Source organism: Ruegeria sp. CDSA141 (genome assembly GCF_059612005.1).
In genome coordinates this window covers 54,808-67,252 of record NZ_JBXWPT010000017.1, presented here as the reverse complement: position 1 = coordinate 67,252, position 12,445 = coordinate 54,808, and the positions used below count along the sequence as shown (strand labels likewise).

Annotated in this window: 23 protein-coding genes; 6 read left to right on the top strand and 17 right to left on the bottom strand. The window is 55.0% G+C overall.

Features of this window, described 5'->3' with window-relative positions; translation table 11 throughout:
• Positions 1 to 74 precede the first annotated feature (74 nt).
• The 5 genes from AC2FLP_RS18585 to AC2FLP_RS18565 all read left to right on the top strand — a co-directional run bounded on the left by AC2FLP_RS18585 (position 75) and on the right by AC2FLP_RS18565 (position 2,671).
• Positions 75 to 554, top strand: coding sequence for a hypothetical protein (locus AC2FLP_RS18585; RefSeq protein WP_496685442.1), 480 nt, complete (start codon positions 75 to 77; stop codon positions 552 to 554).
• A 151-nt stretch (positions 555 to 705) separates the two neighbouring features.
• Positions 706 to 1,020 (top strand): 30S ribosomal protein S10, encoded by a 315-nt coding sequence (rpsJ, locus tag AC2FLP_RS18580; protein WP_008756422.1) that lies wholly within the window; start codon positions 706 to 708, stop codon positions 1,018 to 1,020.
• 18 nt (positions 1,021 to 1,038) lie between these two features.
• On the top strand, positions 1,039 to 1,764 hold the full coding sequence (rplC, locus tag AC2FLP_RS18575) for a 50S ribosomal protein L3 (RefSeq protein ID WP_117872221.1): 726 nt from the start codon (positions 1,039 to 1,041) through the stop codon (positions 1,762 to 1,764).
• A complete protein-coding gene (gene rplD / locus AC2FLP_RS18570) occupies positions 1,761 to 2,378 on the top strand; it encodes a 50S ribosomal protein L4 (protein WP_010437039.1) in 618 nt (205 codons plus the stop codon). The genes rplC and rplD overlap by 4 nt, the downstream gene beginning before the upstream one ends.
• Entirely contained in the window at positions 2,375 to 2,671 is a 297-nt protein-coding gene (locus AC2FLP_RS18565) for a 50S ribosomal protein L23 (RefSeq protein ID WP_008757532.1), read from the top strand. The genes rplD and AC2FLP_RS18565 overlap by 4 nt, the downstream gene beginning before the upstream one ends.
• A gap of 547 nt (positions 2,672 to 3,218) precedes the next feature.
• Here AC2FLP_RS18565 and AC2FLP_RS18560 read toward each other — a convergent pair.
• The 3 genes from AC2FLP_RS18560 to AC2FLP_RS18550 all read right to left on the bottom strand — a co-directional run bounded on the left by AC2FLP_RS18560 (position 3,219) and on the right by AC2FLP_RS18550 (position 4,449).
• Entirely contained in the window at positions 3,219 to 3,431 is a 213-nt protein-coding gene (locus AC2FLP_RS18560) for a DUF1127 domain-containing protein (RefSeq protein ID WP_117872223.1), read from the bottom strand.
• A gap of 166 nt (positions 3,432 to 3,597) precedes the next feature.
• Complete coding sequence (locus tag AC2FLP_RS18555) at positions 3,598 to 4,059, bottom strand: hypothetical protein (RefSeq protein WP_299644103.1); 462 nt, start codon at positions 4,057 to 4,059, stop codon at positions 3,598 to 3,600.
• Positions 4,060 to 4,080: 21 nt separating this feature from the next.
• Positions 4,081 to 4,449, bottom strand: coding sequence for an antibiotic biosynthesis monooxygenase family protein (locus AC2FLP_RS18550; RefSeq protein WP_299644101.1), 369 nt, complete (start codon positions 4,447 to 4,449; stop codon positions 4,081 to 4,083).
• Between the two features lie 77 nt (positions 4,450 to 4,526).
• On the opposite strand from AC2FLP_RS18550, the gene AC2FLP_RS18545 reads away from it, so the two are divergent.
• Positions 4,527 to 4,958: a MarR family winged helix-turn-helix transcriptional regulator gene (locus tag AC2FLP_RS18545; protein ID WP_117872230.1), complete on the top strand. Its 432-nt coding sequence runs from the start codon at positions 4,527 to 4,529 to the stop codon at positions 4,956 to 4,958.
• A gap of 636 nt (positions 4,959 to 5,594) precedes the next feature.
• Here the strand turns inward: AC2FLP_RS18545 and rpmD are convergent.
• The 14 genes from rpmD to rplP all read right to left on the bottom strand — a co-directional run bounded on the left by rpmD (position 5,595) and on the right by rplP (position 12,444).
• Complete coding sequence (rpmD, locus tag AC2FLP_RS18540) at positions 5,595 to 5,783, bottom strand: 50S ribosomal protein L30 (RefSeq protein ID WP_008757946.1); 189 nt, start codon at positions 5,781 to 5,783, stop codon at positions 5,595 to 5,597.
• 30 nt (positions 5,784 to 5,813) lie between these two features.
• Positions 5,814 to 6,383 carry a 30S ribosomal protein S5 gene (gene rpsE, locus AC2FLP_RS18535; protein WP_117872234.1) on the bottom strand — a complete coding sequence of 190 codons (570 nt, stop codon included), beginning with the start codon at positions 6,381 to 6,383 and terminating at the stop codon, positions 5,814 to 5,816.
• A gap of 114 nt (positions 6,384 to 6,497) precedes the next feature.
• Positions 6,498 to 6,857, bottom strand: coding sequence for a 50S ribosomal protein L18 (gene rplR / locus AC2FLP_RS18530; protein ID WP_010437103.1), 360 nt, complete (start codon positions 6,855 to 6,857; stop codon positions 6,498 to 6,500).
• A gap of 11 nt (positions 6,858 to 6,868) precedes the next feature.
• Positions 6,869 to 7,402, bottom strand: a complete 534-nt coding sequence (gene rplF, locus AC2FLP_RS18525; protein WP_010437101.1) for a 50S ribosomal protein L6 — start codon at positions 7,400 to 7,402, stop codon at positions 6,869 to 6,871.
• A gap of 11 nt (positions 7,403 to 7,413) precedes the next feature.
• On the bottom strand, positions 7,414 to 7,806 hold the full coding sequence (gene rpsH, locus AC2FLP_RS18520; RefSeq protein ID WP_010437099.1) for a 30S ribosomal protein S8: 393 nt from the start codon (positions 7,804 to 7,806) through the stop codon (positions 7,414 to 7,416).
• Between the two features lie 13 nt (positions 7,807 to 7,819).
• Positions 7,820 to 8,125 carry a 30S ribosomal protein S14 gene (gene rpsN / locus AC2FLP_RS18515; RefSeq protein ID WP_010437098.1) on the bottom strand — a complete coding sequence of 102 codons (306 nt, stop codon included), beginning with the start codon at positions 8,123 to 8,125 and terminating at the stop codon, positions 7,820 to 7,822.
• A 19-nt stretch (positions 8,126 to 8,144) separates the two neighbouring features.
• Positions 8,145 to 8,705 (bottom strand): 50S ribosomal protein L5, encoded by a 561-nt coding sequence (gene rplE, locus AC2FLP_RS18510; RefSeq protein WP_050605834.1) that lies wholly within the window; start codon positions 8,703 to 8,705, stop codon positions 8,145 to 8,147.
• A complete protein-coding gene (gene rplX, locus AC2FLP_RS18505; protein WP_117872236.1) occupies positions 8,698 to 9,009 on the bottom strand; it encodes a 50S ribosomal protein L24 in 312 nt (103 codons plus the stop codon). The genes rplE and rplX overlap by 8 nt, the downstream gene beginning before the upstream one ends.
• Before the next feature lie 2 nt (positions 9,010 to 9,011).
• Positions 9,012 to 9,380: a 50S ribosomal protein L14 gene (gene rplN / locus AC2FLP_RS18500; RefSeq protein WP_068340767.1), complete on the bottom strand. Its 369-nt coding sequence runs from the start codon at positions 9,378 to 9,380 to the stop codon at positions 9,012 to 9,014.
• A gap of 76 nt (positions 9,381 to 9,456) precedes the next feature.
• Positions 9,457 to 9,687, bottom strand: coding sequence for a 30S ribosomal protein S17 (gene rpsQ, locus AC2FLP_RS18495; RefSeq protein WP_039538279.1), 231 nt, complete (start codon positions 9,685 to 9,687; stop codon positions 9,457 to 9,459).
• A gap of 4 nt (positions 9,688 to 9,691) precedes the next feature.
• Positions 9,692 to 9,898 carry a 50S ribosomal protein L29 gene (gene rpmC / locus AC2FLP_RS18490; RefSeq protein ID WP_010437082.1) on the bottom strand — a complete coding sequence of 69 codons (207 nt, stop codon included), beginning with the start codon at positions 9,896 to 9,898 and terminating at the stop codon, positions 9,692 to 9,694.
• Between the two features lie 812 nt (positions 9,899 to 10,710).
• Positions 10,711 to 10,917 (bottom strand): cold-shock protein, encoded by a 207-nt coding sequence (locus tag AC2FLP_RS18485; RefSeq protein ID WP_058283510.1) that lies wholly within the window; start codon positions 10,915 to 10,917, stop codon positions 10,711 to 10,713.
• Positions 10,918 to 11,173: 256 nt separating this feature from the next.
• Positions 11,174 to 11,794, bottom strand: a complete 621-nt coding sequence (locus AC2FLP_RS18480) for a 2OG-Fe(II) oxygenase family protein (RefSeq protein WP_299901337.1) — start codon at positions 11,792 to 11,794, stop codon at positions 11,174 to 11,176.
• Between the two features lie 236 nt (positions 11,795 to 12,030).
• Positions 12,031 to 12,444 carry a 50S ribosomal protein L16 gene (gene rplP, locus AC2FLP_RS18475; protein WP_117872242.1) on the bottom strand — a complete coding sequence of 138 codons (414 nt, stop codon included), beginning with the start codon at positions 12,442 to 12,444 and terminating at the stop codon, positions 12,031 to 12,033.
• Position 12,445 lies beyond the last annotated feature (1 nt).

The following is a 12,445-nucleotide window of genomic DNA, read 5'->3' as shown; positions in this document are numbered from 1 at the left end:
AACAAAGAAGGCCGCCCCAAATCGGGGCGGGCTTTTTCTTGTAATAAGTTACTTTACATTAAAAAGGTTTTCGTATGGCGAGTAGAGATCAGCTCTATGCAAAACTTGGAATTACTGCAGAAGCTGCGCAGCTTTTCGAAACCGCGCTCGGAACTGTTGTTCTGGCAAGCAAGGGACATAACAATAATTGGTATGTCGAGCAGGACCCGAAGGCGGCCGCAATGGCTCTAGAAACTATCGAATCCAGTACGTTGGGCAGAGTCTTGGCGATGTTAAAACAAGAATTGCGCTTTGAAGACGATCTAGTCACTAGTCAGTTCAAACGAGGCTTAATTGCGAGAAACAAGCTCTTTCATGGGTTTTTTGAACGCCACAACTTCAAGGTTCAATCCGAAGAGGGCCAGGACGATATGATCGCGGACTTAGAAGACTTGCATGAAGAGTTTTTTCGGTGTTGGAGGGTGGCTGAGGGTCTCGCGAATGCGCTTGCAGAAGTCGTCATCACTGAAGAGCAGTTTGAGAAGCACACTTCAAGTGAAAGTCCAAGTAAATAGGCCTTGCCAAACCCCATCAACCCCTGTAGATCGCGCGAGTTCTCTACAAGAACATCAAGGCGGGGTGATTCCCGCCTTTTGGGTTCGATGAGGGTTGGCGATGCGCGCTTGTCCTCCTCTCAACCTCAACGCCTGATAAAAGGCTGTTATTATGCAAAGCCAAAATATCCGTATTCGGCTGAAGGCATTTGACTATCGCGTTCTGGATGCCAGCACGCAAGAGATCGTCAACACTGCCAAGCGGACCGGCGCGAACGTGCGCGGCCCGATCCCGCTGCCGAACAAGATCGAGAAGTTCACGGTTCTCCGTGGCCCTCACGTTGACAAGAAATCCCGCGACCAGTTCGAGATCCGCACGCACAAGCGTCTGCTCGACATCGTTGATCCGACCCCCCAGACCGTTGACGCGCTGATGAAGCTCGACCTCGCTGCTGGTGTGGACGTCGAGATCAAGCTGCAGTCGTAAGATCGGAGGGTATAGATTATGCGCTCTGGTATTATCGCAAAAAAAGTAGGCATGACCCGCCTGTTCATGGAAGACGGCAAGCAGATTCCTGTGACCGTTCTTCACCTGGACGGCCTGCAGGTCGTTGCACAGCGTACCGCTGACAAAGACGGTTACACCGCCGTTCAGCTGGGCGCAGGTGCTGCCAAGGCAAAACGCACTTCGAAGGCCATGCGTGGTCACTATGCCGCTGCAAAGGTCGAGCCCAAGCGTAAGCTGGCCGAGTTCCGCGTCTCCGAAGATGGCCTGATCGAAGTGGGCGCCGAGATTTCGGCAGAACACTTCCTGGAAGGTCAGAAAGTTGACGTTTCGGGTACTTCGATCGGTAAAGGCTTTGCCGGTGCAATGAAGCGCCACAACTTCGGTGGTCTTCGCGCCTCGCACGGTGTTTCGATTAGCCACCGTTCGCACGGTTCGACCGGTCAGTGTCAGGACCCGGGCAAGGTTTTCAAGGGCAAGAAGATGGCCGGTCACATGGGTGCTGCCCGTGTAACCACCCAGAACCTGGAAGTCGTCAAAACTGACGCCGACCGTGGTCTGGTCTTCATCAAAGGCGCCGTTCCCGGACCGAAATCGGGCTGGGTTACCGTCAAGGACGCCGTCAAGAAGAAAGCACCGGAAGGCCTGCCTTTCCCGGCTGCTGTGAAGTCGGCTGCAACCGAAGCACCTGCGGAAGAAGCTCCCGCGGAAGGTGGTGAAGCATGAAACTTGATGTAATCAAACTGGACGGCGGCAAAGCCGGCAACATCGAGCTGGATGCAGACCTGTTCGGCCTCGAGCCGCGCGCGGACATCCTGCACCGTGTGGTCCGTTGGCAGCGCAACAACGCGCAAGCCGGCACCCACAAGGTCAAAACCCGCTCGGAAACCAGCTACTCAACCAAGAAGATCTATCGCCAGAAGGGCACCGGTGGCGCACGCCATGGTGACCGTAATGCGCCGATCTTCCGTGGTGGTGGTATCTACAAAGGCCCCGTCGTGCGTTCGCACGGTCATGACCTGCCGAAGAAGTTCCGCAAGCTTGGCCTGCGCCACGCTCTATCGGCAAAAGCCAAAGCCGGTGAACTGGTTGTGATCGAAAACGCCGAAGCCGAAGGCAAGACTGCCGCTCTGGCCAAACAGGTTGCAAACCTGGGCTGGAAACGCGCTCTGGTCATCGACGGCGCGACTGTTAACGAAGGGTTCCTGAAAGCGTCCAAGAACATCGAGGGTCTGGATATCCTGCCTTCGATGGGCGCAAACGTCTATGACATCCTCAAGCGTGACACTCTGGTGCTCACCAAAGCGGCTGTCGAAGCACTGGAGGCTCGACTGAAATGAGCGCGAAGGCAGAACACTACGACGTGATCCGCAAGCCGATCATCACCGAAAAGTCGACCATGGCGTCCGAAAACGGCGCGGTTGTCTTTGAAGTGGCGATCGACAGCAACAAGCCGCAGATCAAAGAGGCCGTTGAGGCGCTGTTTGGTGTGAAGGTCAAGGCGGTGAACACAACCGTGACAAAAGGCAAGGTCAAGCGGTTCCGTGGCCAGCTGGGCCGTCGGAAAGACGTCAAGAAAGCATATGTGACCCTGGAAGAGGGTAACACCATCGACGTAAGCACCGGTCTCTGATCCGGCGCTTACTGCGACTATTCACGGCCTCGGCGGTTCAACCCGCCGGGGCCGATTTCGTTTCAGGTACTGGAACCGGGTTGAACGCTGCCCAGGACGATTCAGGTGGGCTGTGGCTGGACGGTTTGAAATGGGAAGGATCTGAACCGCCGGTGAGAGGCCGCAGGAGGGCCGCAGGTCGTTGGATCAAACATTTTCTCAGGTGACAGAAGTATTCTGCGTCGTGTGGCGCGTTTAAGGACGCTCGCGCTTGTCCTATGGATCGTGGCGAAAGAACGGATTGGCGCAGCCCAGGTTTCTGCCGAGATTGTTTCTTGGTAGTGTTTCCCAAGTGCTGCAGGGCCGCGCTGCAGCTTCAATCAACCCATTGCGTTGATTTTAGCGTCGTAGGGCGATGAAATGGTTGCAGCCGGAGAAGAAGGGCGTGCCGCATATGTTTTAGCGCTCAGGGCGCCCCTGAGAGCCCTTCACACCGGGTGGGAGTCTATTTCAGAAAGCAGAAAAGGCGCCGTATGGCGCCTTTAAGTTGGTTTGCAGGTATTTGCGGTTACGAGCAGTATACGTGCTTGTGTGCAATATCCGCGATGTCGCAACGGCGAATGCCGATGTCATCCAGTTCGCGGTTGCTCAGGTGCTGCAACTCGGAATAGGTGCGCTGATACTCAGCCGCACGTGCACGCGCCGTTTTGATCCGTTCGATCATGTCCTTGATCCGGGTGCCGAAGTTGAAGCCGGTATGGGTCAGTGTTGCTGTTGTCATTTCTGTGTTCCTTTCTCAAATCAGGGCGAATTCCCCGACGTTTCCTTGTGTGTTCCTTGTTTGGACAAGGTTGAGATAGGTGTGTTTGGTATCGCTAACAACGGAACTTTTGGTCTAGCCGATATGCATCTATTGAATGGCTGTACATTTCGCTGGCCCATTGCAATCAAATGCTGCTTTCACTTCTTGCCCGCATTTTTTTGCGGGCAGTCATCGCCCGGCCGTCACGAATGCTGAGCCCCATCAGCGTCAGATTGGTTGCGCCAGCAATCAGTTCGACGATCTGTACAGTATAGAAGCTGGTGTCAAAGAAGCCAGCGTTTGCCTTTGCGCTGAGGTAGATGGCGGCCGGAACCAGGATGAGCAACCCGTTCATCGCTATGATCGGCATCCGCTTCTTCTTGGCAAGCGCTGGCGCATCTTTGCGGCGGCGCCCAAGGGACATACCGGACGCGCCGACAATTATCATAGCAGGCACCAGAACAAAGAGACCGCTGACGATCATGGACTTTACAGCGGCGACGGTCGCATGGGTTGCAAACAACTCGCTGTACAAGGTGGAAGTCCAGAACACGAGGATTGTAAGAAATCCGATGACTCCGGCGATGGGGTGAATTGCTCTAAACATGGGGCTGCTCCGGTTTTTATTTCAGGCGACGCAGTGGCTTTCGACTGCGAGTTTTCGAAGAAGATGTGGCCGGGCTACTGCGCTTGATGGATAGTCCGCAATCCGACGTTGGAACTCAGGATGGGTGAACGCGTCGCGAAAGCTTTTGACGTCCTGCCAGATCGCGTAATTCACAAAGGTTGAACTGCCCGCGATGCCCTGATGGAGCTGGGTGGAGATGTATCCTGGCTGGGACTTCATGAAATCTGCATCATGTGACCATGCCTCAAGCAGCGCTTTTTCGTCTTCCGCGTCCACCGTGAACAGGTTGATCAGCACCACCGGACCTTCTTCACTCTGCATCTGATCTGCCAAGGTGACGACTGTGTCCAATTCTTCGATATGAGCCATTTCTATTCCTCTTGGTTCATTCACATAGCAAGCTATATAATATTGAATAGCATGCTATTCAAGTATAAATCTCGAACATGGACTTCGAAAAAGAGAACTCGGCCGGATATCTGGTCAATCACATGGCGCGATTGTTTGCTAAAGAGCTGCAGCAGCGCATTGCGCCTTTGGGCATCGTTGTAGGACAGTTCCCAGTCTTGCTGGAGCTTTGGCTCAAAGACGGGGTCACCCAAAAGGATCTGCTGGCCAAAATTGACGTCGAACAGGCGACTTTGGCCAACACGCTCAACCGAATGGAGCGCGACGGCCTGATTAAAAGAACAAAGAGTCCCGCTGACGCCAGGGCGCAATTGATCTGGTTGACCGAGAAGGCCACCGCACTTCGAAACCGCGCCTATGAGGCCGCCCAGACCGTGAATGCTGATGCGCTACAGATATTGAACGAAGCTGAGCGCACGCAATTCATGAATTCCATGCGATTGGTAATCAACAGCATGCGTTCGGTTTGAGCGAACCCAAAGCAGCCCGAAAACTGAAAAGCGAATCTTTACATCCCCGGTTATGTATAGGGAGTTCCATTTCCGTATTGGGTACACTTAGCCATACAAGACTGCTGTCTCACCCTGCATGTTGCCGAAAATACCTATTTTCGTATTTGGCCGACGTAGCGCTCTTTTTTCTCGTTTACTAAAACCAGCTTGCCGTCGTTCACAACATAAAGGTCAAAACGCGGTTTTTGGTATCCGATACACCGCATTCCGTTATCGTAGAATTTGTAGGTATTTGCTTTCCAAGTTTGTCCATTACTTTTGTAGGAATAGGATCCATCGGCGAAATATGTTTCAGTGTCTTTGCCAGCGTATACGACTTTGTGCCCCCCAAGGTTCTTTTACAGCCAAGCCGCATTCACCTTTTGGTCCCCGTCTGAGAAATTGCTTTTTGCTAGTTTTGGAGCCTTGCTAGGGCACGCTGCATGTGCAGTGACACCAATAACTGTCACACAAATGGCGGTAAGGAATAGTCTCATCTTTTCTCACTCTTTAAACAAAATAGATCAAAACGATACTTAAATTGTACTTAAAGGCAAGAAAAAGCGCCCCTGACCGGTGTCAGAGGCGTTTCCAAAGTTCTTGAAGAAGTCGCGCTTAGCCGCGCTCTTCGATGATCTCAACCAGATGCGGGATCTTGTTGACCATGCCGCGGACCGAAGGAGTGTCTTCCAGCTCGCGGGTTTTGTGCATCTTGTTCAGGCCCAGACCGATCAAGGTCGCGCGCTGTTCTGCGGGGCGGCGGATCGGCGAGCCGATCTGCTTGACGACGATGGTTTTTGCCATGGGTCGCTCTCCTTATGCTTATGCTTATGCTTATGCTTCTGCTTCAGCAGCAGCCGGTGTTTCGTCCCGCTTGGGCAGGATGTCAGCAACCTTTTTGCCACGACGCTGTGCAACCGAACGCGGGCTCTGCTCTTTGGTCAGCCCGTTGATGGTGGCGCGGATCATGTTGTACGGGTTCTGCGAGCCCAGCGACTTGGACACAACGTCCTTGACGCCCAGCATTTCGAACACGGCACGCATCGGGCCACCGGCGATGATACCGGTACCTTCAGGTGCGCTGCGCATAACCACTTTACCGGCGCCGTGACGGCCTTCGATATCGTGGTGCAGGGTCCGACCTTCGCGCAGTTGTACGCGGATCATCTGACGCTTGGCTTGCTCGGTCGCTTTGCGGATGGCTTCAGGTACTTCTTTCGCTTTACCTTTGCCAAAGCCGACGCGGCCTTTCTGATCGCCGACAACCACCAGAGCGGCGAAGCCAAAGCGCTTACCACCTTTTACGGTTTTCGACACGCGGTTGATCGCAACCAGACGATCTGCAAATTCCGGTGTTTCTTCACGGTCGCGGCCACGGCCCCGACGGTTTTCACGTTCTGCCATTTGGCATCCCTTTTCTCATATGGCGCTCTCGGCACCGTTTGTTCAATCCAAGTGGGCCCCGGCATTGCCAAGGCCCCCGGATCATCGGGGCGGATCGAAACCCGCCCGCAAGTCTTAGATCTTCAGACCACCTTCACGCGCAGCGTCGGCGACTGCCTTCACTTTGCCGTGGAACAGGAAGCCGCCACGATCGAAATAGGCCTCTTCGACGCCTGCCTTCTTGGCACGCTCGGCGATGGCCGCGCCCACTTTGGTGGCCGCTTCGACGTTGTTCTTGCCAACGACACCCAGATCTTTTTCCAGGGTCGAGGCCGAGGCCAGGGTCACGCCACGCACGTCGTCGATCAGCTGAACAGAGATGTTCTTGTTCGAACGGTGTACGGACAGACGCGGACGACCCGCGTTGACCTTGCGAAGTTTGTTCCGAACGCGCAGGCGGCGCTTCAGAAACAGGGTTCTTTTGCTGTTTGCCATGGTTTGCGTCCTTACTTCTTCTTGCCTTCTTTGCGGAAGATGAACTCGCCCTTATAGCGGATGCCCTTGCCTTTGTACGGCTCGGGACGGCGCCATTCGCGGATTTTGGCCGCGACTTCGCCCACCTGCTGCTGGTCGATACCTTCCACAACGATCTCGGTCTGCTTCGGCGCGGTGATGGTGACACCTTCCGGAGCTGTGAAATCAACATCGTGGCTGTAGCCCAGGTTCAGCTTCAGGGTGTTGCCCTGCATCTGAGCCCGGTAACCAACACCCTGGATCTCCAGCTCTTTCTTGAAGCCGTTGGTTACGCCTTCAACAAGATTGGCAACCATAGTGCGGCTCATGCCCCACTGCTGGCGCGCGCGCTTGGACATCCCACGAGGGTTGATCTGCACAACGTTGTCTTCGACCGAAAGCGTTACATCATCAGTCGCGGTGAAGCTGCGGGTGCCTTTCGGACCTTTGACTTCGATGGTCTGACCCGACACAGAGGCGGAAACGCCGCTGGGCAGCTCGACCGGTTTTTTACCAATACGAGACATTGCAGACCTCCTTAGAAGACGGTGCAGAGCACTTCGCCGCCAACATTGTTGGAGCGAGCGTTTGCGTCCGACATCACACCTTTCGGAGTGCTGACAATCGACACACCCAGACCCTGACGGACCTGCGGGATGTCATTGACGCCCATGTATACGCGGCGACCGGGCTTCGAGACCCGCTTCAGTTCGCGAATGACAGGGGTGCCTTCGTAGTATTTCAGGCTGATTTCGATGGCCGGATGACCGTTTTCACCGGTCGTCGCTTCGTAGCCACGGATATAACCTTCGTCCGCCAGCACGTCCAGAACCCAACCACGCAGCTTGGAAGCTGGGGTGGAAACGGTGGACTTGCCGCGCATTTGCGCGTTGCGGATACGGGTGAGCATATCGCCGATAGGATCGTTCATATCTATGTCTCCCTTACCAGCTCGATTTCACCATGCCGGGGATCTGACCAGCAGAACCCAGCTCGCGCAGCGCGATACGGCTGACCTTCAGCTTACGGTAGTAAGCGTGAGGACGACCGGTCAGCTGACAACGGTTGTGCAGACGAGTAGCCGAGCTGTTGCGCGGCAGTTTCGCCAGTTTCAGACGCGCTTTGAAGCGCTCTTCCATCGGCTTGCTCTCGTCATTCGCGATTTCTTTCAGCTCGGCGCGCTTTGCGGCATATTTGGCCACCAGGCGTTCGCGCTTCTTCTCGCGTTCGATCATTGCTTTTTTAGCCATGTCTCAATCCTCCCGGCGCTTACGCGTTGAACGGCATGTTGAAAGCTTTCAACAATGCCTTTGCTTCAGCGTCGGTTTTCGCTGTGGTGGCAATTACGATATCCAGGCCCCAGACCTCGTCGACCTTGTCGAAGTCGATTTCCGGGAACACGATGTGCTCTTTCATGCCCATGGCAAAGTTGCCCTGACCATCGAAAGAAGGCTTAACACCGCGGAAGTCACGAACGCGCGGCAGCGCGATGGTGATCAGACGATCCAGGAATTCGTACATCCGGTCACCGCGGAGGGTCACTTTCGTGCCCAGCGGCATGTCTTCACGGACGCGGAATCCCGCGATCGACTTCTTCGCCTTGGTTGCAACGGCCTTTTGACCGGCAATCGCAGTCAGATCCTCGACAGCAGCTTTCGCTTTCTTCGAGTCTTTGACGGCCTCAGCACCACAACCGATGTTCAGAACGATTTTTTCCAGCTTGGGCAGCTGCATATCGTTCTTGTATCCGAACTCTTCTTTCAGAGCGGCACGGATGGTTTCGGCGTACTGAGCTTTCAGACGCGGGGTGTAGGTTGCGTTATCAAGCATCGATCACGTCCCCTGTGGTCTTGGCGAAGCGGACCTTCTTGTCACCTTCCATGCGGAAGCCAACACGGGTTGCTTTGCCGTTCTTGTCCAGCAGTGCCAGGTTCGACAGCTCGATCGGGTTTGCCTGAGGCAGGCGGCCACCTTGCGAGTTCTGCGACTGACGGGTGTGGCGGATGGCGATGTTGATGCCATCAACAACAGCTTTACCGGCGGATGGATCAACCGAGGTAATAGTCCCCTCTTTGCCCTTGTCCTTGCCGGCCAGCACGACGACCTTGTCGCCTTTGCGGAGTTTAGCAGCCATGATTACAGCACCTCCGGAGCCAGCGAGATGATTTTCATGAAGTTCTTGCCGCGCAGTTCACGGACAACGGGGCCAAAGATACGGGTACCGATCGGCTCATTGTTGTTGTTCAGGATGACGGCGGCGTTGCGATCAAAACGGATCGCGGTGCCGTCTTCGCGACGGACTTCCTTGGCGGTGCGTACGACGACGGCCTTGCGGACGTCACCTTTCTTTACGCGGCCGCGTGGGATGGCTTCCTTCACCGAGACGACAATGACGTCGCCGACGGAGGCGTATTTACGCTTGGAACCACCCAGGACCTTGATGCACTGAACTCGGCGTGCGCCGGAGTTGTCAGCGACATCCAGATTGGTCTGCATCTGGATCATGTGGTTTCTCCCGACCTGTGGGGGCTGGTCTGGTTAGATCCCCCAGGGTTTCGACAAATGGAAAAATCCTGAAAGCTTACGCTTCCAGAACTTCCCAACGTTTCGTCTTCGATTTCGGCGCGCATTCGATGATGCGTACGGTGTCGCCGACCTTGAAGGCGTTCTTTTCGTCATGAGCCCGGTACTTCTTGGACTTACGAACGGTTTTATGCAGCAGCGGGTGCTTGAAACGGCGTTCAACCGAAACAGTCACGGTTTGCTCGTTGGCGTCGCTGGTTACGATTCCGGACAGGATACGCTTGGGCATAGGATTACTCCTCCGATGCCGCAGCAGCGGCCTTTTCGTTCAGAATGGTTTTGACGCGGGCGGCATTGCGGCGGGCCGCTTTGATACCAGCAGTGTTTTCCAGCTGACCGGTTGCCTGTTGAAAGCGCAGGTTAAAGCTTTCTTTCTTCAGGTTGGCCAGTTCCTCGCGGAGCTGGTCCGGGGTCTTGTCACGCAGTTCTTGGGCGTTCATCGCCTTTTTCCTTTGCTCAAAACACCAGAAGGCCCCGTACACGGGTCACCTTTGACCTGGTGGATGAATGATAGACATACGAATCCCCCGACTCAGCCGGGGGAACGCAAGATGCCGCTCTATAGGGGGTTCAGCAGTGGGTGGCAAGAGGAAGTTTGGCGGGTGTGTGAGCGTGGGCATTCGCCCACTACTTTCTGTGACCCACTTTAGCCATAACCCGAGTAATGATTCCATCAAAATGCCAGGCATCTGGAAGGCGTGGCAACCACAATCTAGTGTCCGCACCCATCAACATCAAAGCAGAACGTGACCCACGGATTCTGTCGATGTCACTCAAACACGCCTCGCCGATTACACCACCCGCATCCAACACGAGAACTCTTTGCGTAGTGATGACGTAATAGGTTCTTCGAAAAGCGAAATGAATAACAAGCCATGGAAACATCATTAGTGTCGGCGCGAAAATCAAAATCAAAATCGCATCCGTAAGCGTTGGTAGAACGCATGCTTTGACCGCGTAGACGGCTTGCTCATCCTGATTCAACAAAATCGGTGACACCAAACTTGCGTGCAATACGCCACCTGTCCTCAAATACTAAATACTTATAGCTCCTTCCCTTTTTCACGCTTTATCGATGAGGTCGCAAGCTGGTATTCCATTCAGCTACCTAGTCAATTGGCAACAAGTGTCTGCAACCGCTGTTTTAGAGTGGAGTAGCGGCGTAGTTGAGTACGGCCCGATTTCCCCACAAACACAAAACGCGGCCTCGTTTGCACGAGACCGCGTCTTCAACTGTCTAAGTCTGTGTGACTTACGCCAGAGCGATGTTCACAGCCGACTCACGACCGTCACGGCCGGGTTCGATGTCGAATGTTACTTTCTGGTCGTCAGCCAGGCCGGTCAGACCCGAGCGCTCAACAGCAGAGATGTGTACAAACACGTCTTTGCCACCGGTCTCCGGTGCGATGAAGCCAAAACCTTTAGTTGCGTTGAACCATTTTACGGTGCCATTGGCCATATCCGTAGTCTCCTAATAAATTGCTGTCCGCGGAATTGCGACAGCGCGGCGTAGTCGGTCTGGATCGAGAGACTGAACGCCGAATAACGGGAGACAGTGGTCGAAATAGAAAAACGTATGCGTGGTTCACATGGGCCATGTTGGCGCATATTGCAAGGTCTATCGGTAACTTCTTGTGAATCGTGACCGGAATGGGCACCTTCCGTTCGTCTCGCAATCGCTTCACTGGGGTGACCCGTGTGTCATGAACCGGGGCTCACTCCCACTTGTAGTTGAAGCTGACGCTGATCCGCTCATCCTCGGCCATGTTCATCGGCACCTCGTGGCGCAGCCAGCTTTCCCAGAGCAGGACGTCTCCGACGTGTGGTTTCAAATAAATGAAGGGTTGCAGGTCACGCCGCCCGTCTTTGAGCCGTGTCGGTGCGGCCATCATGCGGCCTGAACGCGGATCTTCCAGTTTCAGCGCACTGGCCCCTTCGGGCATTGCCACGTAGGTCGTACCCGAAATGACGCTGTGCGGGTGCAGGTGGCTGGAATGCATCCCGCCCTCGGGCAGGATGTTGATCCACAGGTCCTCCAGCTTAAGCTCTCCTTCGCCTAAGTCGAACTCCAGGTCTTTGGCAAAGGCAGCCACATGTTGGTCCAGTACTTTGACGAGATCGGCGAATATCGGAAACCGCCACGGCAAGTCGGTCAGCGACGCATAGCTGGTATAGCCGGGATAGCCATTCTGTTCGCACCAATTCTGTCCGGCCTCGTCATCCTCGGCGATGACAAGGCACGAGTTTTCCAACTCTTCCGCATCGATCTTCGGATCGAATTCGGACAAGGAGGCGCGGTATAGGCGGGTGACGAAAAGCGATTCAATCTGTGGCATTGGCTCTCTCTTAGACCAGTGATGTGCGGAAGGCGATGGGGGATTTGCGAGGCTCTGCCTCGCGCTCCGGGATATTTTGGGCCAGATGAAGAACGGACCCGCGCTTTGTCTGTTTCAAGGCGCCACGGGGGAGGTGCGGGTTATTTCGATTGTGGGTAGGTCCTTCAAAGAAAAACCCCCGCCGGTTTCCCGACGAGGGTCAATCTTGTCACGACTGGGGTCGAAACCCCAAGCGCTTACCAGTCTTCGCGAACCACGACGCGGGTCTTGATCGGCAGCTTCATCGCGGCCAGGCGCAGGGCCTCACGGGCGATGTCGTCATTGACGCCGTCGATCTCGAACATCACGCGACCGGGCTTGACCTTGCAAACCCAGCGGTCGACCGAACCCTTACCTTTACCCATACGAACTTCGATCGGCTTTGCAGTGACCGGAGTATCGGGGAAGATACGGATCCAGACACGACCCTGACGTTTCATGTGACGGGTCATGGCACGACGTGCAGCTTCGATCTGACGCGCGGTGACGCGCTCGGGCTGCAGAGCTTTCAGACCGTAAGTGCCAAAGTTCAGATCAGAGCCGCCCTTGGCTTCACCCTTGATCCGGCCTTTGTGCATCTTGCGGAATTTAGTACGCTTTGGTTGAAGCATA